The 22,226-nt window shown below is 64.3% G+C and carries 21 protein-coding genes; 12 read left to right on the top strand and 9 right to left on the bottom strand.

All coding sequences use genetic code 11. The features are described 5' to 3' along the window. Positions 1–151 precede the first annotated feature (151 nt). Entirely contained in the window at positions 152–838 is a 687-nt protein-coding gene (locus ACYVKM_RS11430; RefSeq protein ID WP_460877705.1) for a response regulator, read from the top strand. Then, positions 835–2,205 (top strand): HAMP domain-containing sensor histidine kinase, encoded by a 1,371-nt coding sequence (locus tag ACYVKM_RS11425; protein ID WP_460877704.1) that lies wholly within the window; start codon positions 835–837, stop codon positions 2,203–2,205. The genes ACYVKM_RS11430 and ACYVKM_RS11425 overlap by 4 nt, the downstream gene beginning before the upstream one ends. Before the next feature lie 76 nt (positions 2,206–2,281). Here ACYVKM_RS11425 and ACYVKM_RS11420 read toward each other — a convergent pair whose 3' ends face one another. Beyond that, positions 2,282–3,031: a nuclear transport factor 2 family protein gene (locus tag ACYVKM_RS11420; protein ID WP_460877703.1), complete on the bottom strand. Its 750-nt coding sequence runs from the start codon at positions 3,029–3,031 to the stop codon at positions 2,282–2,284. A gap of 161 nt (positions 3,032–3,192) precedes the next feature. Here ACYVKM_RS11420 and ACYVKM_RS11415 point away from each other — a divergent pair, with 161 nt between their 5' ends. Further along, positions 3,193–4,179, top strand: a complete 987-nt coding sequence (locus ACYVKM_RS11415) for a multidrug resistance efflux transporter family protein (RefSeq protein ID WP_460877702.1) — start codon at positions 3,193–3,195, stop codon at positions 4,177–4,179. Positions 4,180–4,345: 166 nt separating this feature from the next. On the opposite strand, the gene ACYVKM_RS11410 is transcribed toward ACYVKM_RS11415, so the two are convergent. Next, complete coding sequence (locus ACYVKM_RS11410) at positions 4,346–5,560, bottom strand: alginate export family protein (RefSeq protein WP_460877701.1); 1,215 nt, start codon at positions 5,558–5,560, stop codon at positions 4,346–4,348. A gap of 344 nt (positions 5,561–5,904) precedes the next feature. On the opposite strand from ACYVKM_RS11410, the gene ACYVKM_RS11405 reads away from it, so the two are divergent. The 6 genes from ACYVKM_RS11405 to ACYVKM_RS11380 all read left to right on the top strand — a co-directional run bounded on the left by ACYVKM_RS11405 (position 5,905) and on the right by ACYVKM_RS11380 (position 11,688). Then, positions 5,905–6,909 carry a sulfate ABC transporter substrate-binding protein gene (locus tag ACYVKM_RS11405; RefSeq protein ID WP_460877700.1) on the top strand — a complete coding sequence of 335 codons (1,005 nt, stop codon included), beginning with the start codon at positions 5,905–5,907 and terminating at the stop codon, positions 6,907–6,909. 8 nt (positions 6,910–6,917) lie between these two features. Beyond that, positions 6,918–7,742, top strand: a complete 825-nt coding sequence (gene cysT, locus ACYVKM_RS11400) for a sulfate ABC transporter permease subunit CysT (RefSeq protein ID WP_460877699.1) — start codon at positions 6,918–6,920, stop codon at positions 7,740–7,742. Beyond that, positions 7,739–8,596, top strand: a complete 858-nt coding sequence (gene cysW, locus ACYVKM_RS11395; RefSeq protein WP_460877698.1) for a sulfate ABC transporter permease subunit CysW — start codon at positions 7,739–7,741, stop codon at positions 8,594–8,596. The genes cysT and cysW overlap by 4 nt, the downstream gene beginning before the upstream one ends. A gap of 8 nt (positions 8,597–8,604) precedes the next feature. Then, the gene (locus tag ACYVKM_RS11390) at positions 8,605–9,726 is read left to right on the top strand and encodes a sulfate/molybdate ABC transporter ATP-binding protein (RefSeq protein WP_460877697.1); all 1,122 of its coding nucleotides are present in this window, start codon (positions 8,605–8,607) and stop codon (positions 9,724–9,726) included. Between the two features lie 220 nt (positions 9,727–9,946). Further along, positions 9,947–10,399, top strand: coding sequence for a hypothetical protein (locus ACYVKM_RS11385; protein ID WP_460877696.1), 453 nt, complete (start codon positions 9,947–9,949; stop codon positions 10,397–10,399). 38 nt (positions 10,400–10,437) lie between these two features. Next, positions 10,438–11,688 (top strand): MFS transporter, encoded by a 1,251-nt coding sequence (locus ACYVKM_RS11380; RefSeq protein ID WP_460877695.1) that lies wholly within the window; start codon positions 10,438–10,440, stop codon positions 11,686–11,688. Between the two features lie 125 nt (positions 11,689–11,813). On the opposite strand, the gene ACYVKM_RS11375 is transcribed toward ACYVKM_RS11380, so the two are convergent. Next, a complete protein-coding gene (locus ACYVKM_RS11375; protein ID WP_460877694.1) occupies positions 11,814–13,097 on the bottom strand; it encodes an alkaline phosphatase family protein in 1,284 nt (427 codons plus the stop codon). Positions 13,098–13,148: 51 nt separating this feature from the next. On the opposite strand from ACYVKM_RS11375, the gene ACYVKM_RS11370 reads away from it, so the two are divergent. Then, positions 13,149–13,541 (top strand): hypothetical protein, encoded by a 393-nt coding sequence (locus ACYVKM_RS11370; RefSeq protein WP_460877693.1) that lies wholly within the window; start codon positions 13,149–13,151, stop codon positions 13,539–13,541. 39 nt (positions 13,542–13,580) lie between these two features. On the opposite strand, the gene ACYVKM_RS11365 is transcribed toward ACYVKM_RS11370, so the two are convergent. From ACYVKM_RS11365 to ACYVKM_RS11345, 5 genes are all read right to left on the bottom strand, one after another. Beyond that, entirely contained in the window at positions 13,581–15,002 is a 1,422-nt protein-coding gene (locus tag ACYVKM_RS11365) for an apolipoprotein N-acyltransferase (protein ID WP_460877692.1), read from the bottom strand. After that, a complete protein-coding gene (locus tag ACYVKM_RS11360) occupies positions 14,986–15,567 on the bottom strand; it encodes a TetR/AcrR family transcriptional regulator (protein ID WP_460877691.1) in 582 nt (193 codons plus the stop codon). Before ACYVKM_RS11360 ends, ACYVKM_RS11365 begins: the two co-directional genes overlap by 17 nt. A 245-nt stretch (positions 15,568–15,812) precedes the next feature. Beyond that, a complete protein-coding gene (locus ACYVKM_RS11355) occupies positions 15,813–16,328 on the bottom strand; it encodes a methylated-DNA--[protein]-cysteine S-methyltransferase (RefSeq protein ID WP_460877690.1) in 516 nt (171 codons plus the stop codon). Beyond that, on the bottom strand, positions 16,325–17,821 hold the full coding sequence (locus tag ACYVKM_RS11350; protein WP_460877689.1) for a DNA-3-methyladenine glycosylase 2 family protein: 1,497 nt from the start codon (positions 17,819–17,821) through the stop codon (positions 16,325–16,327). The genes ACYVKM_RS11355 and ACYVKM_RS11350 overlap by 4 nt, the downstream gene beginning before the upstream one ends. 67 nt (positions 17,822–17,888) lie before the next feature. Continuing rightward, complete coding sequence (locus ACYVKM_RS11345) at positions 17,889–18,434, bottom strand: YybH family protein (protein WP_460877688.1); 546 nt, start codon at positions 18,432–18,434, stop codon at positions 17,889–17,891. Between the two features lie 207 nt (positions 18,435–18,641). Between ACYVKM_RS11345 and ACYVKM_RS11340 the strand changes: the two genes are divergently transcribed. Continuing rightward, on the top strand, positions 18,642–19,838 hold the full coding sequence (locus tag ACYVKM_RS11340; protein WP_460877687.1) for a GAF domain-containing sensor histidine kinase: 1,197 nt from the start codon (positions 18,642–18,644) through the stop codon (positions 19,836–19,838). A gap of 31 nt (positions 19,839–19,869) precedes the next feature. Here ACYVKM_RS11340 and ACYVKM_RS11335 read toward each other — a convergent pair whose 3' ends face one another. Beyond that, on the bottom strand, positions 19,870–20,232 hold the full coding sequence (locus ACYVKM_RS11335) for a response regulator (RefSeq protein ID WP_460877686.1): 363 nt from the start codon (positions 20,230–20,232) through the stop codon (positions 19,870–19,872). A 278-nt stretch (positions 20,233–20,510) separates the two neighbouring features. Between ACYVKM_RS11335 and ACYVKM_RS11330 the strand changes: the two genes are divergently transcribed. Beyond that, the gene (locus ACYVKM_RS11330; protein WP_460877685.1) at positions 20,511–22,145 is read left to right on the top strand and encodes a tetratricopeptide repeat protein; all 1,635 of its coding nucleotides are present in this window, start codon (positions 20,511–20,513) and stop codon (positions 22,143–22,145) included. Positions 22,146–22,226 lie beyond the last annotated feature (81 nt).

Below are 22,226 nucleotides of genomic sequence, written 5' to 3'. Positions count from 1 at the left end.
CAATACCTTTATCGTTGCGGGGGATGGAATGTCTTGCACCCATTAGACGACCATGCTGCGTGTATGTTCTTTGCAGGAGGGTAAAGATGCGTAAAGAGCGTGGAGTTCGCGTCGTTGCCCGTTTTGAATGGATCGAAACCAAACGGCCACCATGTCCAGAATCCTGATTGTCGATGACGACCGCGCGCTATGCAGCCTGCTGGCCGAATACCTGCGCCGCGAGGGCTTTGTCGTGGACATCGCCCATGACGGCGACACGGCGCTCACACAGTTGCGCAGCCAGGCATTGCGGCCCGATCTGCTGATACTCGATGTGATGATGCCGGGACGCGACGGCCTGGCCACCCTGCGTGAGCTGCGGCTGCAGTACCGGTTGCCGGTCATCATGCTTTCTGCGCGTGGCGAGGCGGTGGATCGGGTGATCGGGCTGGAGCTGGGCGCCGACGATTATCTCGCCAAGCCCTGCCTGCCGCGGGAGTTGCTGGCACGCGTGCGTGCGCAGTTGCGGCGCCACGCGCCGGTCGTGTCCGAAGCACTGCAGATCGGCATCCTGCGCCTGCAGCCTGGCGAACGGCGCGCTTATATCGAGGACAGGGAGTTGCCGCTGACCGGCGCCGAATTCATGTTGCTGCAGGCGCTGGCACAGCGCGCCGGCGAACTGGTCGACAAGGCGGTGCTGACGCGCATCGCGCTGGGGCGCGAACTGGAGCGCTTCGATCGCAGCATCGACGTGCATGTGAGCCGGTTGCGCCACAAGCTGGTGGAGGCCTCGACGCAATCTCCCCGCATCGAATCGGTGCGCGGCGCCGGCTATGTGCTGGTCATGGGTACGCCATGAATCCGTTCAGGAGTTCGTTGTACTGGCGTCTGCTGGTCTGGTTCTGCGTGGCCAACCTGCTGGTGTTGTTCCTGGGCGGCCTCCTGACGCGGGGCTTCATCGAGTACACCACGGCACGCGAGATCAACTGGGGCGCGCTGGCCCAGGGCGCCGAACAGGCCTACGAAAGTGGTGGTGTCGCGGCCCTGGCCGACTGGTCCGCGCAACAGCGACGGGAAGGTATCGAGGCGACCCTGTACGAACAGGGTCAGGCGCTGTATCCGATGCGCCTGCATACGCCGATCGCGAAATCATTGCCGGGCTGGCTCGATGCGGATCGCGATACGGTTCTGCAGCCATGGCCCGGCATCTACGTCGCCGTGCAGAAAGTGAGTGGCAACGACGGCAAGGTCCGGCAGCTGGTGGCGTTGAGCCGGACTCACACGAGACTGCCGCCGCGAACCCGGCAGGCGATCCTGCTTGGTGTCCAGCTGGCATTGTCATTGCTGTTCATCGGGGTACTGGGCTGGTGGGTCGCCCGCAGCGTCGCCAGGCCGGTCGAGGCGTTGCGCGATGTGACCCGACGGATGGCTGCCGGCGAGCTTTCGGCCCGGGTTGGTCATCCGGGCAGCATGGCGACCGATGAACTCACCCAGCTTGCGTTCGACTTCGATGCCATGGCGGAACGTATCGAGGCGTTGGTGACGCACGGTCGTGGCGTACTGCAGGATCTGTCGCACGAGCTGCGATCGCCGTTGGCGCGGCTGCATCTGATCCTCGATCTTGCACAACGCAGTACCCATCCAAGTGAGGCGGAAGCGTATTTCCGCCAGGCCGAGCAGGAGATTGCCCGGCTCGATCGCATGACCGGGGAAATGCTGACGCTGTCGCGCCTGGAGGGCGGCATTCCGGGCATGGAGCGCGAGCGCGTGGCGCTGGATGAACTCGTGCGCGGCTGCATCGCACAGGCTGAACTGGAGGCCGGTGCGCGCCAGGTGCGGCTGCAGTTGCTGCCCAGTCAACCGGTCGCCGTCTTGGGCAGTGCACTGCTGCTGGAACGCGCGCTGGACAACCTGGTTGCCAACGCGATCAAGTTCAGCCCCGCAGGTGGTAGCGTGGAGCTGGTCGTGCGCGCTGACGAGGGCAGCGCCGAACTGTCCATCCGCGATCACGGGCCGGGCGTACCCGAGGCCGAGCTCGAATCGCTGTTCAGGCCTTTCTTCCGCGGCAGCAATGCGGCACGCACCGACGGTCATGGCCTGGGCCTGGCCATCGTGCAGCGCGTGGTGCAGGTGCACGGCGGCGAGATCGATGCCCGCAACGGTGCAGGCGGAGGCCTCGAAGTACGCTTGCGGCTGCCATTGGCAGCTTCCACCGGGACGGCGTGATGGAGTGAAACGGCGGTTGGCCATCACCCTCGACATCAAGTCGTCAGCGTCGTTGTCTTCGCGAACGACCGGGGCTTCAGCCGGCTCCGGTCCCGCGCGCCAGGTGCAGGTCGTTGAACTTGCGCCGTTCGATCAGTCCGGTGACATGACCGGCAGCATCTCGACGGAAGATCAGCAGGTTTCTTTCGTCGTCGGTACCCATGAAGACATCCCGGGCAATCGGTTCCATCCGGTTGAATGGGCGGCCGGCCTTGGTGACGTAGCCGAGCGCGCCATCCTTCACGCTGACCGACCACGCACGGTCCGGTCCATAGCGATAATTGCCGGCGTATTCGGCGAGTACAAGGCCGTTGACCACCAGTTTTGGCGGTGGCGTCGGAATCGTCACATCCTCATAGCCGGCCAGCTTCCAGGTGCTGTCCTGTTTCACGAAAGTGAGTAGAGACTGGTAGCGCACCACGAATTTCTGGCCGAAAACTGTTTCGCGTTCGTACTCTTCGACCCGCAGCAATGCCGTATCACCGTATTGCTGCGCATGCGGATCGCGCAGTTCGATGCTGCCGGAAAATCCCGCGGGGAATGGTCGCAGCGATGCCACGGCATCCTTCTTGTGCTGGATGCGACCGAACTCGTCGACAAGCACCGCATCATCGGCCAGCGTGTGCTGCCACACGTCCTGCTTTCCCAATGGAATCGCATCCACCCAGGCCTGCGTGATCGCCACCAGCCGATCGCGCAGTGCCGCCGGCGCTTCTGCCGCGTGCAGCGCCGACGCCTGCAGAACAGCGAGAGATGCCAATGCCGATATCAGCCCGAGCGTCCGCATGATCGCTACTCCACGATGGATGCGTGCGAGTCTGCAGTCGGCACACTGGAGAGGCATGTGCACGAAGTCACGCCGGTGTCGGTTTTTGCAGATGCCGACATGCTTCGCAAGTGGCAACTGATTTGCAACACTGCATAGCCGTGACCTTGACCGGATTTTTCATGCGCTCGTCTTCGCTTGCTGCCGTGGGTCTTGCGCTGTGCTCGGCGTTGTTCTTCACGCTGACCTATGTGCTCAATCGCAGCCTGGTTGCCGGGGGCGGCCATTGGGCATGGGCGGTGATCCTGCGCTACCTGATCACGTTGCCGCTGCTGGCCGTGGTGTTGCCTATGCAGGGCGGCCTCGGCGAGTTGCCGCGCGAACTGCGCCAACACCCCCGTACCTGGCTGCAGTGGAGCAGCGTCGGTTTCGTGCTGTTCGGCATTCCGCTGACCTGGGCGGCGAGCAGCGGGCCGTCGTGGCTGATTGCCGGCAGCTTCCAGACCACGGTGCTGGCCGGGCCACTGCTGGCGCCGCTGATCTATCGCGACGGACGGCGACGGTTGGCGTGGCGCACGCTGGCGATCGGTGCGCTGATTGTTGCTGGCGTGTTCGCTCTGCAATGGGGCCATGCACAGGGCCGGCTGCATGCCGGTGACTGGCTGGCGATCGGTGCGGTGGTGTTGTCCGCGTTTGCCTACCCGCTGGGCAACCGCAAGCTGCTGCTGCACCTGGAGCACGGCGAAAGCCATATCAACGCCGTGCAGCGGGTATTCGGCATGACCTTGTGCAGCTGGCCGTTGTGGCTGCTGTTCGCCGTCATTGCCTGGTGCACGGTCGGGCCGCCGACCTGGCGTGAAGCGTCGCTGGCCGGTGGTGTCGCGCTGTCGTCGGGCACGATTGCCACGGTGTTGTTCTTCCGCGCTACCGACATGGTGCGCAGCGAGCCGACTGCATTGGCGGCGGTCGAGGCCATGCAGGCGGCCGAACTGCTGTTCGCCACCCTGCTCGGCGTGCTGTTTCTCGGCGAGGCGTGGCCGCATGGCTATGCGTTGTTTGGCGCGCTCGCGATCATCGTCGGCATCGCATTGTTCGGCTGGGTCAGCGGGCGTGGCGCGGCCGGCAACGATGAAGCGGTACGCGTATTGCGCAGCGATCGAAGCGCCTGATGCCGACGAGGCAGTCGCTGATCAGAGCGCCCTTATGGAAACTCTGATTTTGTTCGTCATCCCAGCGAAAGCTGGGATCCAGTGTCTGCAGACCATTGAACGCAAAGGCACTGGATTCCTGCTTTCGCAGGAATGACGAACAAGAAGCCGATTGATCGGACCATCCTTAGATCTGTTGCTTGCCATAGCGATATTCCGCCAGCAGCCACAGCTTGCGCTGGCTCACGCTGAAACTGTCGGCACGATAGTCGCCGTATTGCAGCTCCAGGCTGAGACGCGCATCGACGTTGGCGCGCAGACCGAAGTCGATCTCGTCGCCATAGCGCGTGCCGCTGCCGGTCACGGGTTGGAAGTCGTGGTAGGTGAGCAGCCAGCTCAGGTTGTGCCATGGCAGCTGGCCATAGACGCCGCCGTAGCGATCCTGCAGGCCGTGGGGAGGAATGCTGAAGACACCGACCCAGCCGTCGAAACTGTGGCCCGAGCCGTAGGCGACGTTGAATGCAGTGTGGCCGTTGCCGCCGAGCGACTCCTCGCCAAGCCGCGCCGAGATGGCGGGCAGGCCATAACCGAGCTCGAACAGGTGATAGGGCAGGCTGAAGTGCGCCGGGTTGTTGTCGTAGTTGTTCTGATGCGCGCCTTCCAGCGTCCAGGTCAATTTGGTGGAGCCGTCCTGCAGCGGCAGGTTGCCGGTCCAGCGTGCGCCTTCCGTGCGCACGGAATCCGCGGCCAGGGTGAAGTTCTTGATGAAGTAGCCGTAGACGGTCAGGGTGCCCAGCGGCAGCACCTGGTCCAGGTGCAGCAGCTTCCCGTCGAGTTTCCAGCGGCGCTGGTTGATGTCGGGGAAGTCCGCGCCCACGGTGCGGTTGACCTGGTCGATCCAGTCGACGCCAAGCGTGGTCGTGCTGCCCAGTTTCAGGTAGCTGGTGACGCCATCGAAGGACTGCGGGTTCTGTCGCCAGGCGTTGGAACTGAATAAGCGCTTGTCGTCCAGGTTCAGGTACTGCCGCCCGGCGCGGATGCCGAACATGTCATCCGCGTAGCCGATCCAGGCGCTGCTCAGTTCGGTCGAGCGCGGGTCGGGTTCGGCTGGATACGGCGTGCGTCGCCCGGTCGTGTCGTTGTACTGCCGTCCGAACAATGACCATACCTTCGTGCCCTCCGCATACGCGGCAAGATGCGGCGTCAGTGCCCACAGGTAACCCAGTTGCAGGCGCAGCGTGTGGGCATGGCCGGTATCCGCCAGGTTGTCCTGGTGCAGCGTGCTGTCGCGATAGCGCAGGCCGATATATGGCGTGCTTACATAGGTGTTCGGGGTATCGTCGGCATGGACGATCGGGGACAGCAGCAGGCTTGCAAGGAGAACGTGCTTGAGGCTCTTCATGTAAGTCTCGGCGTTGGCTTGGTGGGGTGCATCCAGTCTGTGCACAGGCCAGTCGCGAGGAAAAATGAGGCGTTGACATATGGATATGCCAGTGAACAAAATTTTTATGATGGTTGTGGAATTAATCCAGACGCCAAGAAGTAAAGACGTCCAAATGTAAAATCTTTGTGCTTTCAAATTGCGCTGATCGACCGTCGCCAGTGCAGCCCGAAGCCGCGAAAGTTTGACGTGCAATGACGGTGTCCACGCTGCATGACGTGCCGTGGACATAAGCAAATGGCTTTTGGCCATTTCGAGGCTGATTCCGTCGTGGCTAGGCTGGCCTTCCCGCTAAGTGGCTGGAGATGGCGATGAAAAAATCACGGGTGATACTGGTCGTGCTTGGCACCATGTTTGCGGCATCGGTGGCTGCCAGGGACGTCACGCTGCTCAACGTGTCCTACGATCCCACGCGCGAGCTGTATAGGGACGTCAATGCAGCGTTTGCTGCACAGTGGAAGGCACAGCATGGCGATACCGTGACGATCCAGATGTCGCATGGCGGTTCCGGCAAGCAGGCGCGCTCCGTGGTCGACGGGCTGCCCGCCGATGTCGTCACGCTCGCGCTGGCCTATGACATCGATGCGGTGGCCGATCACGGACTGCTTGCCAAGGATTGGCAGAGGCGCCTGCCGGACAATGCATCGCCGTACACGTCCACCATCGTCTTCCTGGTGCGCAAGGGCAATCCGAAAGGCATCAGGGACTGGGCCGATCTGATCAGGCCGGGTATCCAGGTGATCACGCCCAACCCGAAGACCTCCGGCGGTGCCCGCTGGAATTTCCTCGCCGCCTGGGGCTATGCGCTGAAGCAGCCCGGCGGCAACGAGACGAAGGCACGGGCCTATGTGCAGGCGCTCTACCAGCACGTACCGGTACTGGATACCGGTGCCCGTGGTGCCACCAACACCTTTGCGCAGCGAGGCGTCGGCGACGTGCTGGTAGCGTGGGAGAGCGAGGCGTTGCTGGCGCAGCAGGAGCTGGGCAAGGACACGTTCGACATCGTCGTGCCTTCGATCAGCATTCTCGCCGAACCGCCGGTCGCCGTGGTGGACACCAATGTCGACAAGCATGGCAGCCGGGCAGTGGCGGAAGCCTACGTGAAGTTCCTTTATTCGCCGCAGGGGCAGGCCATCGAGGCGAAGAACTTTTACCGGCCACGCCTGCCGGAAGTGTCGGCCAGATATGCCGCGCAGTTCCCGAAGGTCAACACCTTCACCATCCACGATGTGTTCGGCGACTGGCGTCAGGCCCAGGCAAAGTTCTTTGCCGATGGCGCCATCTTCGACCAGATCGGTCCGGGGCACTGAGGGTCGCCATGCGTCGGCGCATCCTGCCCGGCTTCGGGCTCAGCCTGGGGTATGCGCTGACCTATCTGGGATTGATCGTGTTGCTGCCGCTGGCGGCACTGGCGTGGAAGGCGTCGGGGATCGGCATCGACGGCATGCTGCGTCTGCTGAGCTCGCCACGTACGCTGGCCGCGCTGAGGCTCAGCTTCGGCGGTGCCTTGCTGGCCGCCGTGATCAATGCCGGCTTCGGCCTGCTGGTGGCATGGGTGCTGGTGCGTTATCGCTTCCCGGGGCGACGTCTGTTCGATGCGCTGGTCGATCTGCCCTTTGCGCTCCCCACGGCCGTCGCCGGCATCGCCTTGACAGCACTGTATGCGCCCAACGGCTGGCTGGGCCGCTGGCTTACGTCATGGGGCATCCGGGTAGCCTATGCGCCACCAGGCGTGATCCTCGCGATGGTTTTCGTCGGCTTTCCATTCGTCGTGCGCACGCTGCAGCCGGTACTGGAGTTACTGGATCGTGACGTCGAGGAGGCTGCCGAAAGCCTGGGCGCGAGCCACATGCAGACCTTCTTCCGGGTGATCCTGCCGATGCTGGTGCCGACGCTGCTGACCGGTTTCGCGCTGGCGCTGGCACGGGCGGTCGGCGAATACGGCTCGGTGATCTTCATCGCCGGCAACATCCCCATGCGCTCGGAAATCGCGCCGCTGCTCATCGTGGAGAAACTCGAGGAATTCGACTATGCAGGTGCCGCGGCGCTGGGTGTCGTCATGCTGTTCGCCTCGTTCGTGCTGCTGATCCTGATTTCCTTGCTGCAACGCTGGAGCGGGCGCTGGGCGGAGCGGCCGCAATGAGCAGGCCGAGGCGACAGCTCCGCTGGCCGCGCCGGATCGCGCGCATGCTGCTGATCCTGGCGGCCAGCGGCTTCCTCGTGATCTTCCTGTTGCTGCCCCTGGCCGTGGTGTTTGTCGAGGCGCTTCGCCAGGGCATCCATGTTTACCTGTCGACCATCGGGCAGGGCGAAGCCCTGTCCGCGATCCGCCTGACCTTGCTGGTGGCTGTGATTTCCGTACCGCTGAATGTGGTGTTCGGCGTGGCCGCAGCCTGGGCCATCGCCCGTTTCGAGTTTCGCGGCAAGGCGCTGCTTGGCGCCTTCATCGACTTGCCGTTTTCGGTGTCACCGGTGATTTCCGGCCTGGTCTATGTCTTGCTGTTCGGTGCGCAAGGCTGGTTCGGACCCTGGCTCGACCAGCACGGCGTCAAAGTCATCTTCGCGGTTCCAGGCCTGGTGCTGGCGACCATCTTCATCACCTTGCCCTTCGTGGCGCGCGAGCTGATTCCGCTGATGCAGTCGCAGGGCAGCGATGAAGAGGAGGCCGCACGCGTGCTGGGAGCCGGTGGCTGGCAGATGTTCTTCCGGGTGACCTTGCCGAATATCCGCTGGGCGCTGCTTTATGGCGTGCTCCTGTGCAATGCCCGCGCGATGGGCGAATTCGGTGCCGTGTCCGTCGTCTCCGGGCATATCCGCGGCCTGACCACGACGATGCCACTGGAGGTGGAGATGCGTTACAACGAGTACGACTACGTCGGCGCCTTCGCCGTGGCGACCCTGCTCGCGCTGCTGGCGTTGCTGACACTGGCGACCAAGACGCTGCTGGAATGGCGCTACGGCAACGAGATTGCGGCGCATGCGCCCGGCGGTCATTGAGAGCCACCATGACTCTGGAACTTTCGCATCTGAGCCGCCGCTTCACCGGTGCCCCGGCACTCGACGATGTGAGTCTTGCCATGGCACCCGGCGAGTTTCTCGCGTTGCTCGGGCCTTCGGGATCAGGCAAGACCACCTTGCTGCGCATCCTCGCGGGGCTGGACTATCCCGACAGCGGCACGGCGCAGTTGCACGGGCGTGATTTCCTGGCCGCCCAGGCACGCGAGCGCAAGGTCGGGCTGGTGTTCCAGCACTACGCATTGTTCCGGCATCTGACCGTGGCGGAGAACGTGGCGTTCGGGTTGCGTGTCCGGTCACGCAGGTTGCGGCCGTCCGCTGCAGAGATCTCCGGGCGCGTGGGGCAGTTGCTGAAACGCGTGCAACTGGATGGTTACGGCAACCGCTATCCGACGCAGCTGTCCGGCGGACAGCGTCAGCGCGTGGCGCTTGCGCGTGCGCTCGCGGTCGAGCCGGAGCTGTTGCTGCTCGACGAACCCTTCGGTGCACTCGATGCACAGGTCCGGGTCACCTTGCGTCGCTGGTTGCGTGAACTGCACGAGGACCTGGGGTTGACCACGGTCTTCGTCACCCACGATCAGGAGGAGGCGCTGGAACTCGCCGACCGTATCGCGGTGATGAACCGTGGTCGCATCGAACAGGTCGGTACGCCGGAAGAAATCTACCAGCAGCCGGCAACCCCCTTCGTCTGCGAATTCATCGGCAAGGTGAACAAGCTTCCACTCATTCGTGAAAATCAGTGTTTGGGTACAGGTGACTGGGTGCTCGAAGACGACCCATGGATAGCCCGACATGCGCATGCGCTCGCCTACGTGCGTCCGGAACATCTGTCGCTGGGCGTGGCGGCAGGCCAGCCGGGATGGACGGCCCGGCTGCGTCACATCTACCTCGCAGGCAGCGTGGCCCATCTGGAGCTGGATGTTCCCTCGATCAGGCAGATTCTTGAGGTCGACGTGGGCGGCGAGGACGTGGCGAGGCTGGGCCTGCAGCTCGGCGCCGAACTTCGCGTGGCACCGCGGCGCGCCGTCGTGTTTGCCATGGATGGCCAGGGAGGCAATGCATCGCATGCAGCACGGTGGGTATGGCATGCACCGGACATGCAGCCTGCCTGAAGCCGGGCGTCAATGACGAGCGTGCATGCATGGCCAGGGCGTTCAAGGATGCGGCATGACTGCTGGCACATGTAGGTGCGGGTACGGTGGCGTATCTCGTGGCAGGCCGATCCGCCTGATGGATTGGTTCCATTGCATTGCCACGCCGGAGCGGCATCGTTGGCGGCAAGTGGCATTCACTTCCATTCGCTGCGTGGCTCTGGCCCGAGGGTAATCGTCCATGACAGACACACGTTCATCCACTTTGACCGCGATCCTTTACGGCGGCTTCGTCGCCGGCACGATCGACATCGGTGCTGCATCGCTGATCAACGGGCTCAGCCCTCTCGTCATCCTGCGCGCCATTGCCAGCGGCGTGTTGGGCAAGGCTGCGTTCCAGGGCGGTATGCCGGTCTCGCTGCTGGGGCTGGGTCTGCAGTGGGCGATGTCATTGCTGATCGCGGCGATCTTCGTGTTTGCCGCGCGGCAATTGACCTGGTTGAACCGGCGCTGGGTGACGGCTGGCGTGTTGTACGGCGTGGTGGTGTTCGTGGTGATGGAATATGTGGTCGTGCCACTCTCCGCGGCGTGGCCGAAGCCGCATTTCACGACACTGTCGCTTGTCGAGAACCTGCTGGCGATGCTGCTGTTCGGACTGATCGTGGCGTTCTTTGCGCGAGGGTACGCCGAGTAGCACGACCACCGGCACGATGCGGCGACTACACTGTGCCGATGAACGGCATCGAGGCGACATCGACGATCCATCACGGCACGCCGGCGTTCCGGCGCACCAACCTGGCGCTGTTTGCTGCCGGATTCGCCACGTTCGGTCTGCTGTACTGCGTGCAGCCGCTGATGCCGGAGTTCAGCCATGACTACGGCGTGAGCGCGGCGGTCAGTGCCTTGTCGCTGTCGCTGACCACCGGCGTGCTGGCGTTCGCGATGCTGTTTGCCGGCGCGCTGTCCGATGCCTGGGGGCGCAAGTCGGTGATGGTGGCGTCGCTGTTGTCATCCGCGCTGCTGGTGCTGGTGACCGCGATGATGCCGAACTGGCCGGCGTTGTTGCTGGTGCGCACCCTGCTTGGGCTGACCCTGAGCGGGCTGCCGGCGGTGGCGATGACCTATCTCAGCGAGGAAATGGACGTCGAGTCGATCGGCCTGGGCATGGGCCTTTACATCAGTGGCAGTGCGGTTGGCGGCATGGGCGGCCGGTTGATCACCGGCGTGCTCACGGATTTCTTCGGCTGGCGGTTCGGGGTGAGTGTGGTCGGCGTGATCGGCGTGCTGGCCGCGCTGATCTTCTGGCGTGCGCTGCCGCCGTCGCGGCATTTCGTGCCACAGCCATTGCGCTGGCGCACGCTGCTGGGTCGCTTCGGCGGCATGTTCCGCGACCCTGGCCTGCCATGGCTGTTCGCCGAGGGCTTCCTGTTGCTGGGCGCCTTCGTCACCGTCTACAACTACCTCGGCTACCGGCTGCTGGCGCCGCCGTACAACCTGAGCCAGGCGGTGGTCGGGCTGATCTTCGGCATCTACCTGGTCGGTACGTTCAGCTCGGCATGGATGGGCCACCTGGCCGGCCAGCTCGGGCGGCGCAAGGTATTGTGGACGGCGTTCGCGCTGATGCTGGTCGGCGTGGCGTTGACGATGATGAAGCCGCTGCTGCTGATCATGCTCGGCATCGTGGCGGTCACCTTCGGTTTCTTCGGCGGCCATTCGATCGTCAGCAGCTGGGTCGGCCGCCGCGCCGGCGCGGCGAAGGCACAGGCTTCGTCGATGTACCTGTTCTCGTACTACATGGGATCGAGCGTGGCCGGTGCCAGCGGCGGGTTGTTCTACGCCGCGCACGGCTGGAACGGTGTGGCGCTGTTCGTCGGTACGCTGGTGCTGGCCGGCCTGCTGATTGCATTGCGGCTGTTCCGCCTGCCGCCGCTGGTGAACGTGGCGACGCCGCCCACGCCGATGAGCCGGGGCGCGATGCCGTAGCGCCTGCATTCCTCCTCCCCCTGCTCGCAGGGGGAGGCCGGGAGGGGGTAAGGCTCTTGATCTGAAGTCCGGGCAAGAGCACCCCACCCCAGCCCTCCCCTGCGAGCAGGGGAGGGGGCAAAGGCTCACCGCGAGGCGGGTTTCAGCATGTCCTTCACCGCGTCGTAATCGCCATCGTTCGCAGCGGCCGGCAAGCCGAGCAGGTGGGTCATCAGCGGATAGACGTCCACATTCGGGAACGCCGGAACCTTCGCGTCCACGCGGAACGCCGGGCCGTGCGCCACGAACAGCGCCTGCATCAGCGGATCGGCATTGTCGTAGCCGTGTTCGCCGATGCTGACATTGTCCTTGTGGCTTTCCAGGTAATCGGTGGTGGTGACGCGCCAGCCGACATCGGCCAGGCACAGCAGTTGCGGCACGCGCGGATTGCTGCCGTAGTGGAGGCGCGCCGGCACCCGCGTCTTGTCCCAGCACTGCATGTGCTGCTGCGGCTGTTCGAGCTGATGTTCGATCGCGGCGAAATCGCTGACCGCCTTAGCGCTGCCGTCTTTCGGATTGAATCCGGCCAGGATGCCCATGGCCACGGTCTGCACCTGGTCGAGCGGGATCAGCTTGTCGAGCAGTACGCTGTTCGACAGCGGAGCGCCGGCCATGCCGTGATCGGCCAGCACGATCAGGTTGATCTTGTCGAACAGGCCACGTTGCTTGAGTCCCTGCACCAACCGTGTCATGGCTTCGTCGGTTTCGCGCAGCGCATCGTCCACCTGCGGCGTATCCGGTCCGTATTTGTGGCCGGCGTGATCGACCGCATCGAAATACAGGGTGAGGAAGGTCGGTCGCTGCCCGGCTGGCTGGTCCAGCCATGCCAGCACTTGATCGACCCGCTGATCCGGTGTCACCTTGCCGTCGTAGGGCATCCACTCATCCGGGTGGTGACCGTGGATGTTTGCCTCGGCGCCGGGCCAGAACATCGTCGCGGTACGCAGGCCATGTGCATCGGCGGTTTCCCAGATAGGCGTACCTTCGGCCCACCAGCGTCCGTCGCTGACCGCCTTGCGGTTGCCCAGCGAGAACTTGCCCAGTTGCGGATCGAACATCGTGTTGTTGACGATCCCGTGGTGATCCGGGTACAGGCCGGTGACGATGGTGTAGTGGTTCGGGAATGTCAGCGACGGAAACGAGGGCTGCATCGACGCCGCCTGCACACCGGTCTTCGCCAGCATTGCCAAGGTGGGGCTGAGACCACGGTCGATATAGTCATGGCGATAGGCGTCGATCGAGATCAGCAGCAGCGGTGCGGGCTGGTTGACGCTCGTCGCTGCAGATGTCGGCGTGACAGGTGGTTGCGTGGCACAACCGGCACTGAATGCCACCAGCAAACACAGTAGCGGGCGAAACGGGATTTTCATGTGGGGAGTCCTACGATGCGACAAGTCATCCCCACATGATCGCGTACTGCCATGACCATTACACGTGTCATCACGCACTTTTCCGTTACGCATGCACTGGTGCTAGTCGGCATTGCCGTATTGGCACCCCTCGGCATGGCCTGTGCCGCGCAGTCCACCCGGGCACAGGCCGCGCAGTACCAGCAGACCGTGCAACAGCAGCAGACGCGCGACCAACTGCAGAAGAGCCAGCAGCAACAGCAGCTGCATCAGAATGTGTCGGATAACGCCAAACTGCCGCTTGCCAATAATGCGCAGGCGCAGCAGCAGATCGAGCAGGCCGACCGCGCACAGCAGGATCGTGATCGTGCCAGCCAGCAGGACCTGCTGAATCGCCAGCAGAACGCCGCTGACCTTCCGCGCGTCGTGCCGCGGACCCAACCGGCACCGACCAGCAGCGGCTGAGCGCCCGCTTCAGTGGCACCCGATTCAATGGTGCCGGCCTCAATGGTGAATGGGACGCAAGGCCAGCGTCAGCAGCACGATCAGCGTGGCCAGATCCAGCCAGACGAACCAGTCGCCCCAGCGCGCGTATAGCGTCCGTGTCTCGTGCAGCGGCAGCTCACCCACCAGCTCGGCATCGTGCTTCTCGCTGGAGGCTTCGGCCAGCACGCGGCCACGGTCGTCGCTCAAGGTGAGGCGACCGGACCGGGCGGCACGTGCGATCGCGAACCCGCTTTCCACACCACGCAGGATCGCCATGCGGCTGTGCAGCCAGCCGTCGATGCTGAAATCCCACGCCGGCACCAGCAGCAGTTGCGCATCGCGGGCGGCATAGGCGTGGCCGATGTCGTGGAAATCCATGTCCTTGCAGATCGCCAGTCCGATCCGTGGCGTGCCGTCGAGCAGGGTGTAGTTGTCGCCCGGCGTGTACTGCCTTTCGAAGCCGGGGATCAGGTGATGCTTGCTGTAGGTGGCCGGCGCGGCGGTACCCGGCCGGAACACCATCACCATGTTGCGTTCGGCGTGCGGATCACCCTTGAAGTCGATGCCCGCATCCACGATCAGGTCGTGCTGCTGCGCCAGCTGTGCGAATGCGGGCACGCTGGCGTCGGCGGTGGCGAAGGAGGTTTCCGGAATCAGCACGATCTTCGCGCCCTTGTCGGCGAGGCGACCGATTGCATCCACGTAACGCGCTTCCAGCGCCTGCCCATCGGCATCGTGCAGTGCGGGGCGGATCGGTTTCTCCAGCGATACCAGGCCGATGCGCAGCGTCGACGTGGCCGGTGCCTGCAGTCGCCAGCTGCCGTAGCCGATGGCGGCCACGATCAGCAGCGCGGTCATCGCCGCAGCCGACATGCGGCTGCGCTTCGGCGCTTCGGCCACGGTTTGCACGGCGATCGCGGCGGGCAACAGCAGCACCAGGAAACCGATGCCCCAGATGCCGGCGATGGCGGCAACCTGGATCACCGGCAGCGCATCCATCTGCGTGTAGCCGATGCTGCCGAACGTGCCGTGCGGCGAGGTCAGGCTGCTGATGTATTCGACGGCGACCCACACCACCGGCAGCGCCAGCGTGGCCGCGAGCGCGTGGCCACGCAGCAACAGCCGCCGGAACAGCAGCACGCACAAGGCGAACACGAGGGCAGGCATGCCGATGGCATAGATGATCGTCGCCATTGGCAGGCCGATGTAGCCGTGCAGGTAGCCCCATTGATCGAACCCACCGACCGCGTACGCGACGAAGGCCGCCAGCGCCGCCCAGCGGGCGCGAACCCGTGGCGCGAGCCACAGCACCGGCAGCGGTGCCAGCCAGGTCAGCCACCACAGCGGGTGCACGCCGCTGCCGAACCACCAGCACAGCGCGGCCAGTGCGGTCGTTGTCAGCCATGCCGGCAACGCGAAACGATCAAGCCTTGATGCCATCGATCAATCTCCCCAGCGATTGCAGGTAGAAGGCGCGGAACTGCGCCTCGTCGTAACTGAAGCGGCCGGCGCGGTAGAGCGCGATCAGGCCGTGCTGCTGCGCCCATACCGCCATCGTGACGTCGTACGGGTCGTCCTGTTTCAGCACGCCTTGCACCATGCCCTCGATGACCGTGTCCAGGGCGACATTGAATGTCGGCGAGCGGCGTGCGTGGAAGTCTTCCGGATAACGGCGTGCATCGTCGCGACGCACCGAGAAGGCATGGTCGAACAGGTGCGGGTGCGCCAGCGCGTAGTCGAGGTAGGGCTCCAGCAACGCCATCAGGCGCTTGAGCACGTCCGGGTCGCTGGCACGCTGTGTCCAGGTTTGCGCAGTCGTGTTGAAGGCGTCGTCGGACAGCCTCTTCAGCAGCGCCTCGCGATTCGGAAAATGCCGGTAGATCGCCATCGGCGTGATGCCGACGGCGTCGGCGACGCGGCGCATGCTTACGGCGTCGGCACCCTCGCGGTCGAACAGCTTGTGGGCGGCGCGGAGGATCTTCTCCGGCGTGGTGAGTTTCTTCATGTATACAGTGTATACATGAAAATTTCAGGGCGTCAATATCGAGCAAAATCAAGTGATATCAGGCAGCTGTGCAGCCGCAAGCCGCGACTCCTGCGCGTAGTCCCGAGTCGTCATTCCGGCGCAGGCCGGAATCGCTTCATTGGCAACGAACCAGCCATCTATCGGTGGTGAGGTGAGAAGCAAGTGCGATTCCGGCCTGCGCCGGAATGACGAGGTGGGGGCAGATCCGGTGACGCGCCGGCAACTTATTGCGGGCCACCAAACAGATCACCCCGCGCGACACGCTCTTCCATCGCCAGCAGAAACCGCTTCGTCGGCAGGCCGCCGCCGAAGCCGGTGAGGCTGCCGTTGCTGCCGATCACGCGATGGCAGGGCACGACGATCGGCAGCGGGTTGCGCCCGTTCGCGGCGCCCACGGCACGCACGGCGGCGGGTTGGTCGATGCGCCGGGCCACTTCGCCGTAGCTGATCGTGACGCCATAGGGAATCCGCTCGAGCTCCTCCCACACGGCAAGCTGGAACGGTGTGCCGAGCGGATGCAGCGGCAATTCGAATACCTGTCGTTCGCCGGCGAAATATTCCTCCAGCTGCACCCGTGCGAAAGCCAGTGCCCTGGACGAATGCACCCATGTCGGTGACGGCACTTTCTGATGCCGACCGGTTTCGAACCACACCTCGCGCAGGCCCTGTGCATCAGCCACCAGGCGTAGTGTGCCGATCGGCGAGCGCATCTCGTCGTAGTGGATCGTTTCGGTGCTCATGATTTGCTCCGTTTTACCGGCGCTGCATCGCTTGCGCTGCGCCATAGATGCATCACCGCATACGCGCGCCATGGGCGCCATGCGGCGGCCAGTTCGGTAAGTGCCCTCGTGCTCAGCTCGGGTGCATCACCGGCGGCCACACGGCGCAGGATCAAGTCGGCGGCGGGGAACGCATCCGGATGACTCAGTGCACGCATCGCCATGTAGTGCGCGGTCCATTCGCCTATGCCGGGCAGGGCAACCCAACGCTCCACGAATTCGTCCAGTGGCTGCTCCGCACGAAAATCGATGCGGCCGTCCAGCAACGCCTGCGCGATGCCGCGGATCGTGGCGGCGCGCGCGATGGTCACGCCGACCTCGCGCAGGTCCGCCTCAGCCAATCGCTCCGGCGAAGGGAACAGCCGTTCGAGTCCAGGCATCAGCGGCATCGCCAGCGGTTCGCCGTAGCGATGCACGATGCGTGTCGCCAGCGTGCGTGCGGCGGCGACGCTGACCTGCTGGCCCAGCACCGCACGTACCGCGATCTCGAAGCCATCCCATCCGCCCGGCAGACGCAAGCCGGGGCGCTTGCGCAGCAGCGGTTTCAGCACGCCACCGGCACCGAGTGTGGCGGTGATCGCCTGCGGGTCCGCATCGAGGTCGAACATCCGCCGCAGCCGGGTCACTACCGACAGCAGTTGCGCCGGTTGCGGGCAATGCAATTCCAGCTTCAATGCATGCTCCGCCTTCGGCCACGCGCTCAGTCGCAGCCAGCCCGGTGCATTGGCGGGGCCGAACACCCGCATGTAACTGTGCTCATCGACCAGCTCCACGCCCGGCAGCGAACGCGTGCGCAGAAAGCTCAGCAAGGCCTCGAAGTCGTATGGCGGCCGATAGCCTAGCCGCAACACCAGTGCTTCACCGGTTGCCGCGCGCGGCTGTCGGCGCAATTCGCGCGGCGGCATGCGGTTCGCCTGTGCAAATGCGGCGTTGAAGCGACGCAGGCTGCCGAAGCCCGAGGCCAGCGCCACCTCGGTCACCGGCAGTGCGGTTTCGGTCAGCAACTGCTTCGCGAACAGCAGGCGGCGTGTCGTGTGCACGTCCATCGGCGGCGCGCCGAGATGCGCGACAAACAACCGGCGCAACTGGCGCGCACCGATGTTGACGCGTGCCGCCAGCTGCTCCAGCGAGTGATCCGTCAACAGGCCTGCGTCGATCAGCTTCAACGCGCGTGCCACCACATGCTCGCCGCGTTGCCATACCGCATTGCCAGGAGCCAGCTCCGGCCGGCAGCGCAGGCAGGGTCGGAAGCCCGCTGCCTCCGCGGCGGCGGCGTTAGCGTAATAACGGATGTTCGCCGGCTTCGGCGACGGGGCCGGACACACCGGCCTGCAGTAAATACGCGTACTGGTGACCGCAGTGAAGAACAGCCCGTCGAAACGCGCGTCGCGGCTCAGGCGCGCTTTTTCGCAGACATGGACGTCGGGCAGGGTGGCGATGGAAGGTTCGGACATGCGTGCAGGCTAGCACCGGACAGGCCAGCAGACTCGCCGTTTTCGGACATCAATGCCAGGCCGCCAGTCAGCCCTTGCCGGCACCTGCCGGGCACCGGAGTTGCAGGCCTGCGTGAAATGCCGCCGCTTCGGCGTCGCTGGCCGGTTTGCCCTCGTCGCCGCCATCGAACGTGACACGCCACACGCCATCCTGGTCCCGCCGCCACACCGTGGAAAATTTGCCGATCGTGTAACGCGGATTCGCTTTCGGCGCCGGATCCTCGAACAGGTAGGCGCCGCTGGAATACGCGAGATTCCCGTCACCCGCGGCCACGACATGTTGCGGATACCAGCTCAGCTGAACGGTCCTGCCGGCGATGATCGCCGCCCAGCTTTTGACGATCGCCGTCGATCCGCGCACCGGCCTGCCGGTGTTCGCATCGAATACCGCATCGGTCGCGATATGTGATGCGAATGCAGCGGTGTTGTGCTGCTGCACGCTCCGGGCAAACGACAGCTCGCGCTGCCATACCTCGCATGCCGCCTTGTCCGTGCCGGGCAGCGCTGTCGCCGCAAACGCGCCGGGCAGGCAGATCATCGGCAGCAGGAGCGACAACCATGGTTTGCGTGACATGCGCTTCTCCCAGTGCATTGCGCTACGCCACAGCCTCCGCCCTGGTAGGCCGGATCGCCAGTGCCGGACCGCATGCCCTGGCAGGCCGGTGACGGGACCGCGACTGTCGTCGCCGGCTGCATAGCGCAACCCGCCGCTGCCTCGATCGATTCGTGCTGACAAGTTTTTCGCCGTACCGCTAAGCTCCCGGCCATGGACACAAACGGTATGCCTGCAGTTTCGCCCTACAGGTCGGTCGCCGCCGATGTGGAGGCGATCGGCCATCTCGGCTCGGTGCCGATGATCCTGCAGGCCGTCGCACATACGACCGGCATGCGCTTTGCGGCGATTGCCCGCGTCACCGATACCACGTGGACAGCCTGCTCGGTGTACGACCAGATCGGTTTCGGCCTGCAACCCGGCGGCGAGCTGGTGCTGGAATCCACGATCTGCAACGAGATCCGGCAGCACCACCAGCCGATCATCTTCGGCGAGGCCAGCGGCCATCCACAGTTCGCGCATCACCCGACGCCGAAGCAGTACGGCTTTGAAAGCTACGTCTCGATCCCGATCTTCCGCACCGGCGGCGAATTCTTCGGCACGCTGTGCGCGCTCGATCCGCTGCCGGCCAAGCTCGACAATCCCAGTGTCGTCAAGACGCTGCAACTGTTCGCGAAGCTGATTGCAGCGGAGCTCGAGGCAGCGGAACGGCTCGAACAAAGCACCAGCGCGCTGCTGGATGCCCAGCAGACGGCAAAACTGCGCGAGCAGTTCATCGCGGTGCTCGGGCATGATCTGCGCAGCCCGCTCAGTGCGATCCAGGTAGGCGCGGACATCCTGCAGACGCAGGTGGATGGCCGCAGCCAGAAAGTCGTCCAGCACATCCAGCGCAGCTGCGACCGCATGGCCGAGATGATCGAGAACATCCTCGACTTTGCGCGTGGCAGGCTTGGAGGCGGTATCCCGGTGGCGCTGCAGCGGTCCGACGATCTCGCCGTCGCTTTGGGCCATGTCATTGCCGAAGTGCAGGAAAGCCATCCGGGCTGTGACATCCGTGTGGCCATGGCCATCGAACGACCCATCAAGGCCGACGCGCGCCGTATCGCACAGTTGCTGGCGAACCTGCTCAACAATGCGGTTGTCCACGGTGTGGCCGACCAGCCGGTAGCCGTCACGGCAATGACGGACGCGCAGGGCTTCATGCTGTCCGTGACCAACGGCGGCCCGCCGATTCCCCCTGAAAAGATCGATCGCCTGTTTCAGCCATTCACCCGTAGTGCGGAAGCGGCCCCGCAACCGGGCCTGGGGCTGGGCCTGTACATCGCGGCGGAAGTAGCGAAGTCGCACCACGGCACCCTGGGTGTTTCATCGACTGCCGAGACCGGCACCTGCTTTGTCTTCAGGATGCCGTGCAGTGCTGCCTGACCGTGCTGGCGCAAGCTGTCGGTCAAGTTGATTAGTGCGGTCGCGTCTGTTGCAGCGCATCGAGCAACGCATTCAGCCGGAACGGCTTTTGCAGTACCGTGCAGCCCGCATAGACCGCTGGCAGCTCGTCCGCTCCGGTCAGGACGCATATCGGTATGTGCCGCGAATTGAGCGGTGACAGCAGGATCTCGGTCGTCGTCGTGGCCAGCCGGTAATCGATGAGTGCGATATCCGGTTCCGACGTCTCAAGCAGCTGTTGTGCCTCCTCCACCGTGGAGACCGGGCCGAGTATCCGGTAGTCCCTGGACTCAAGCGCAATCTCCAGCGTGGCGGCAATCATCAGATCGTCTTCCACCACCATCACAAATGGCCCGTTCGGCGAGGTAACACTCATCTTGGGCGTCCTTTGGTCTGTGCATGGAACTCATGCAGGCGAGCTGTTCGGTGCCTTGTTGCATGCAAGGCGTGAAATACCGCTACTGCCATCCGCAGCATCGGGGCTTACTAGGGACCACGTCATGCGAAGAGGGCGCGAAGAGATACCACACTTCGATGCACATGACCTTCGATGAGCATTGCCAGGCACCGTGCTGATAACGCGAGCGAGCTGGACTGACATCAACGCCGGGCCGGTGATAATGTCGGCGCTCATCTGCCTGGGGGAGGCAAGACATGGGTCCACGCTGGCTGTTGATTGTCGCGATCATCCTGCTTGGCATCGGCGAGTGGGCATGGGGCATCTGGTCGGGAATGGCGCAGATCACCCATCTGCAGACCCAGATGCAGGCCCGCCTGGCGCACCTGCCTGCACCGATTCATCTGGACCCTGCCAAACGTCACCTCTTCACGCGTGCCGAGGCGAATACGTTTCTCGACGCCGCCAAGCGGGCCGAAACGATCAAGGATCCGCTGCAGCGCTGCCTCGCCTATCCCGATCCGCCACGCAGCCACTGGCCGCATGACGCGGTGAGTGCGTATTGCCACTACCGCTACCAGCCGGTGATCTCGTTTGCCGAGGTGCAGCAACTGGTCCAGGGCGGCCACGCCGCGGAAGCCGACCGCCGCCTCGCGCAGGCACTGCAGGATCAGCTGACCCTGCCCGATGCCCACGGGCGGCTGGACCGCACGTTCTACGAGGATTTCTACAACGGTTCGTTCGATATCCGCCCGACGCTGGATGCATGGAAGCGCGATTCGCCGAACAGTGCTTTCGCCTGGGCCGCCAGTGGTTACGCCTATGTGGAGATGGCCTACCAGGCGCGCGGCGGCGGCTACATGGCGGACACGCCGCAGAGCAACATCGATGCGATGGATAAACTGCTGGCCCAGGCTGATACCGACCTGCGCCACGCGATCAAGCTCGATCCTCGGCTCACGCCGGCGTACAGCGCCATGGTCAAGGCCGGCGGCCTCAGTCTTGGCCGTGCCTATGCGCTCGATGCTGCCAGGCGCGGGTTAGCCATCGCGCCCGACAACTACTCGATCTACAGCATGCAGATGTGGCTGGAGCAACCGAAATGGGGTGGCTCGCTGCGGGCGATGAGGCAGCTTGCCGACCAGGCGCAGGCCCACGCGAAGGACAATCCGCTGCTGGTGCTGCTGCAGTCGGAAGAGCCGTTCTACGAGGTCGACAACTGCAATTGCGACAAGGCCACCGAACTGGCTGCGTATCCGGCAGCGCTCGACCAGGCCGCAAGCAGCGGCTGCCTGGTGAAAGCGGGAAACTCCGCCAGCGGCGGCGAATATCCCGAAGTGTCACTGATCTATCTGTCCGAGGCGTTGCGGTTCGACCCGAATCAGGATGACGCACGGATTCGTCGCGCCTACGATCTGGTCGATTTCGACGAGGCGGCATGGGCGGTGACCGAGGCCAGCGGGGTGATCGCGGCCTCGCCGCGCGACGAGAATGCGTTCAAGGTCCGCGCCCATGCCTATGAGTCGATGGACGACTATGCGCATGCCGAGCAGGATTTTCGTGCGGCGCTCGCGATCGACCCCGACGACATGTGGGTGCTGGGTCAGCTCGGCGACATGCTGGTGCACTGGGCGCACGACTGGAACAAGGGCTGGGATGTCGCCGACCAGCTCATCAAGCTCCATCCGGAGAACCCCTATGGCTGGATATTGCGTGCCGATATCCAGGAGCACCAGCCGCGGGCGGGACTGAAAGATACGGTCGACTACTTTGAGTCGCACTTCGGCAGCGATCCGCAAATGAAGAAGGTGGCCACGCGGATGCGCGCGGCGCTGATCCTGCAGACGCATTCAGGCGGCCATGTGGTGGCCAGGGCGCCGTCGCCGGGCTGATGGTTCGCTTCATGCCGAACCATGACCTGGCCGACCGTCACGTCCGCCGATCTTCATGCGCCCATGAGATCGTGGTACTTG

The organism is Rhodanobacter koreensis (assembly GCF_054782855.1).
The sequence above is the reverse complement of the archived record's forward strand: the minus strand, read 5'-3'. Positions and strand labels throughout refer to the sequence as shown.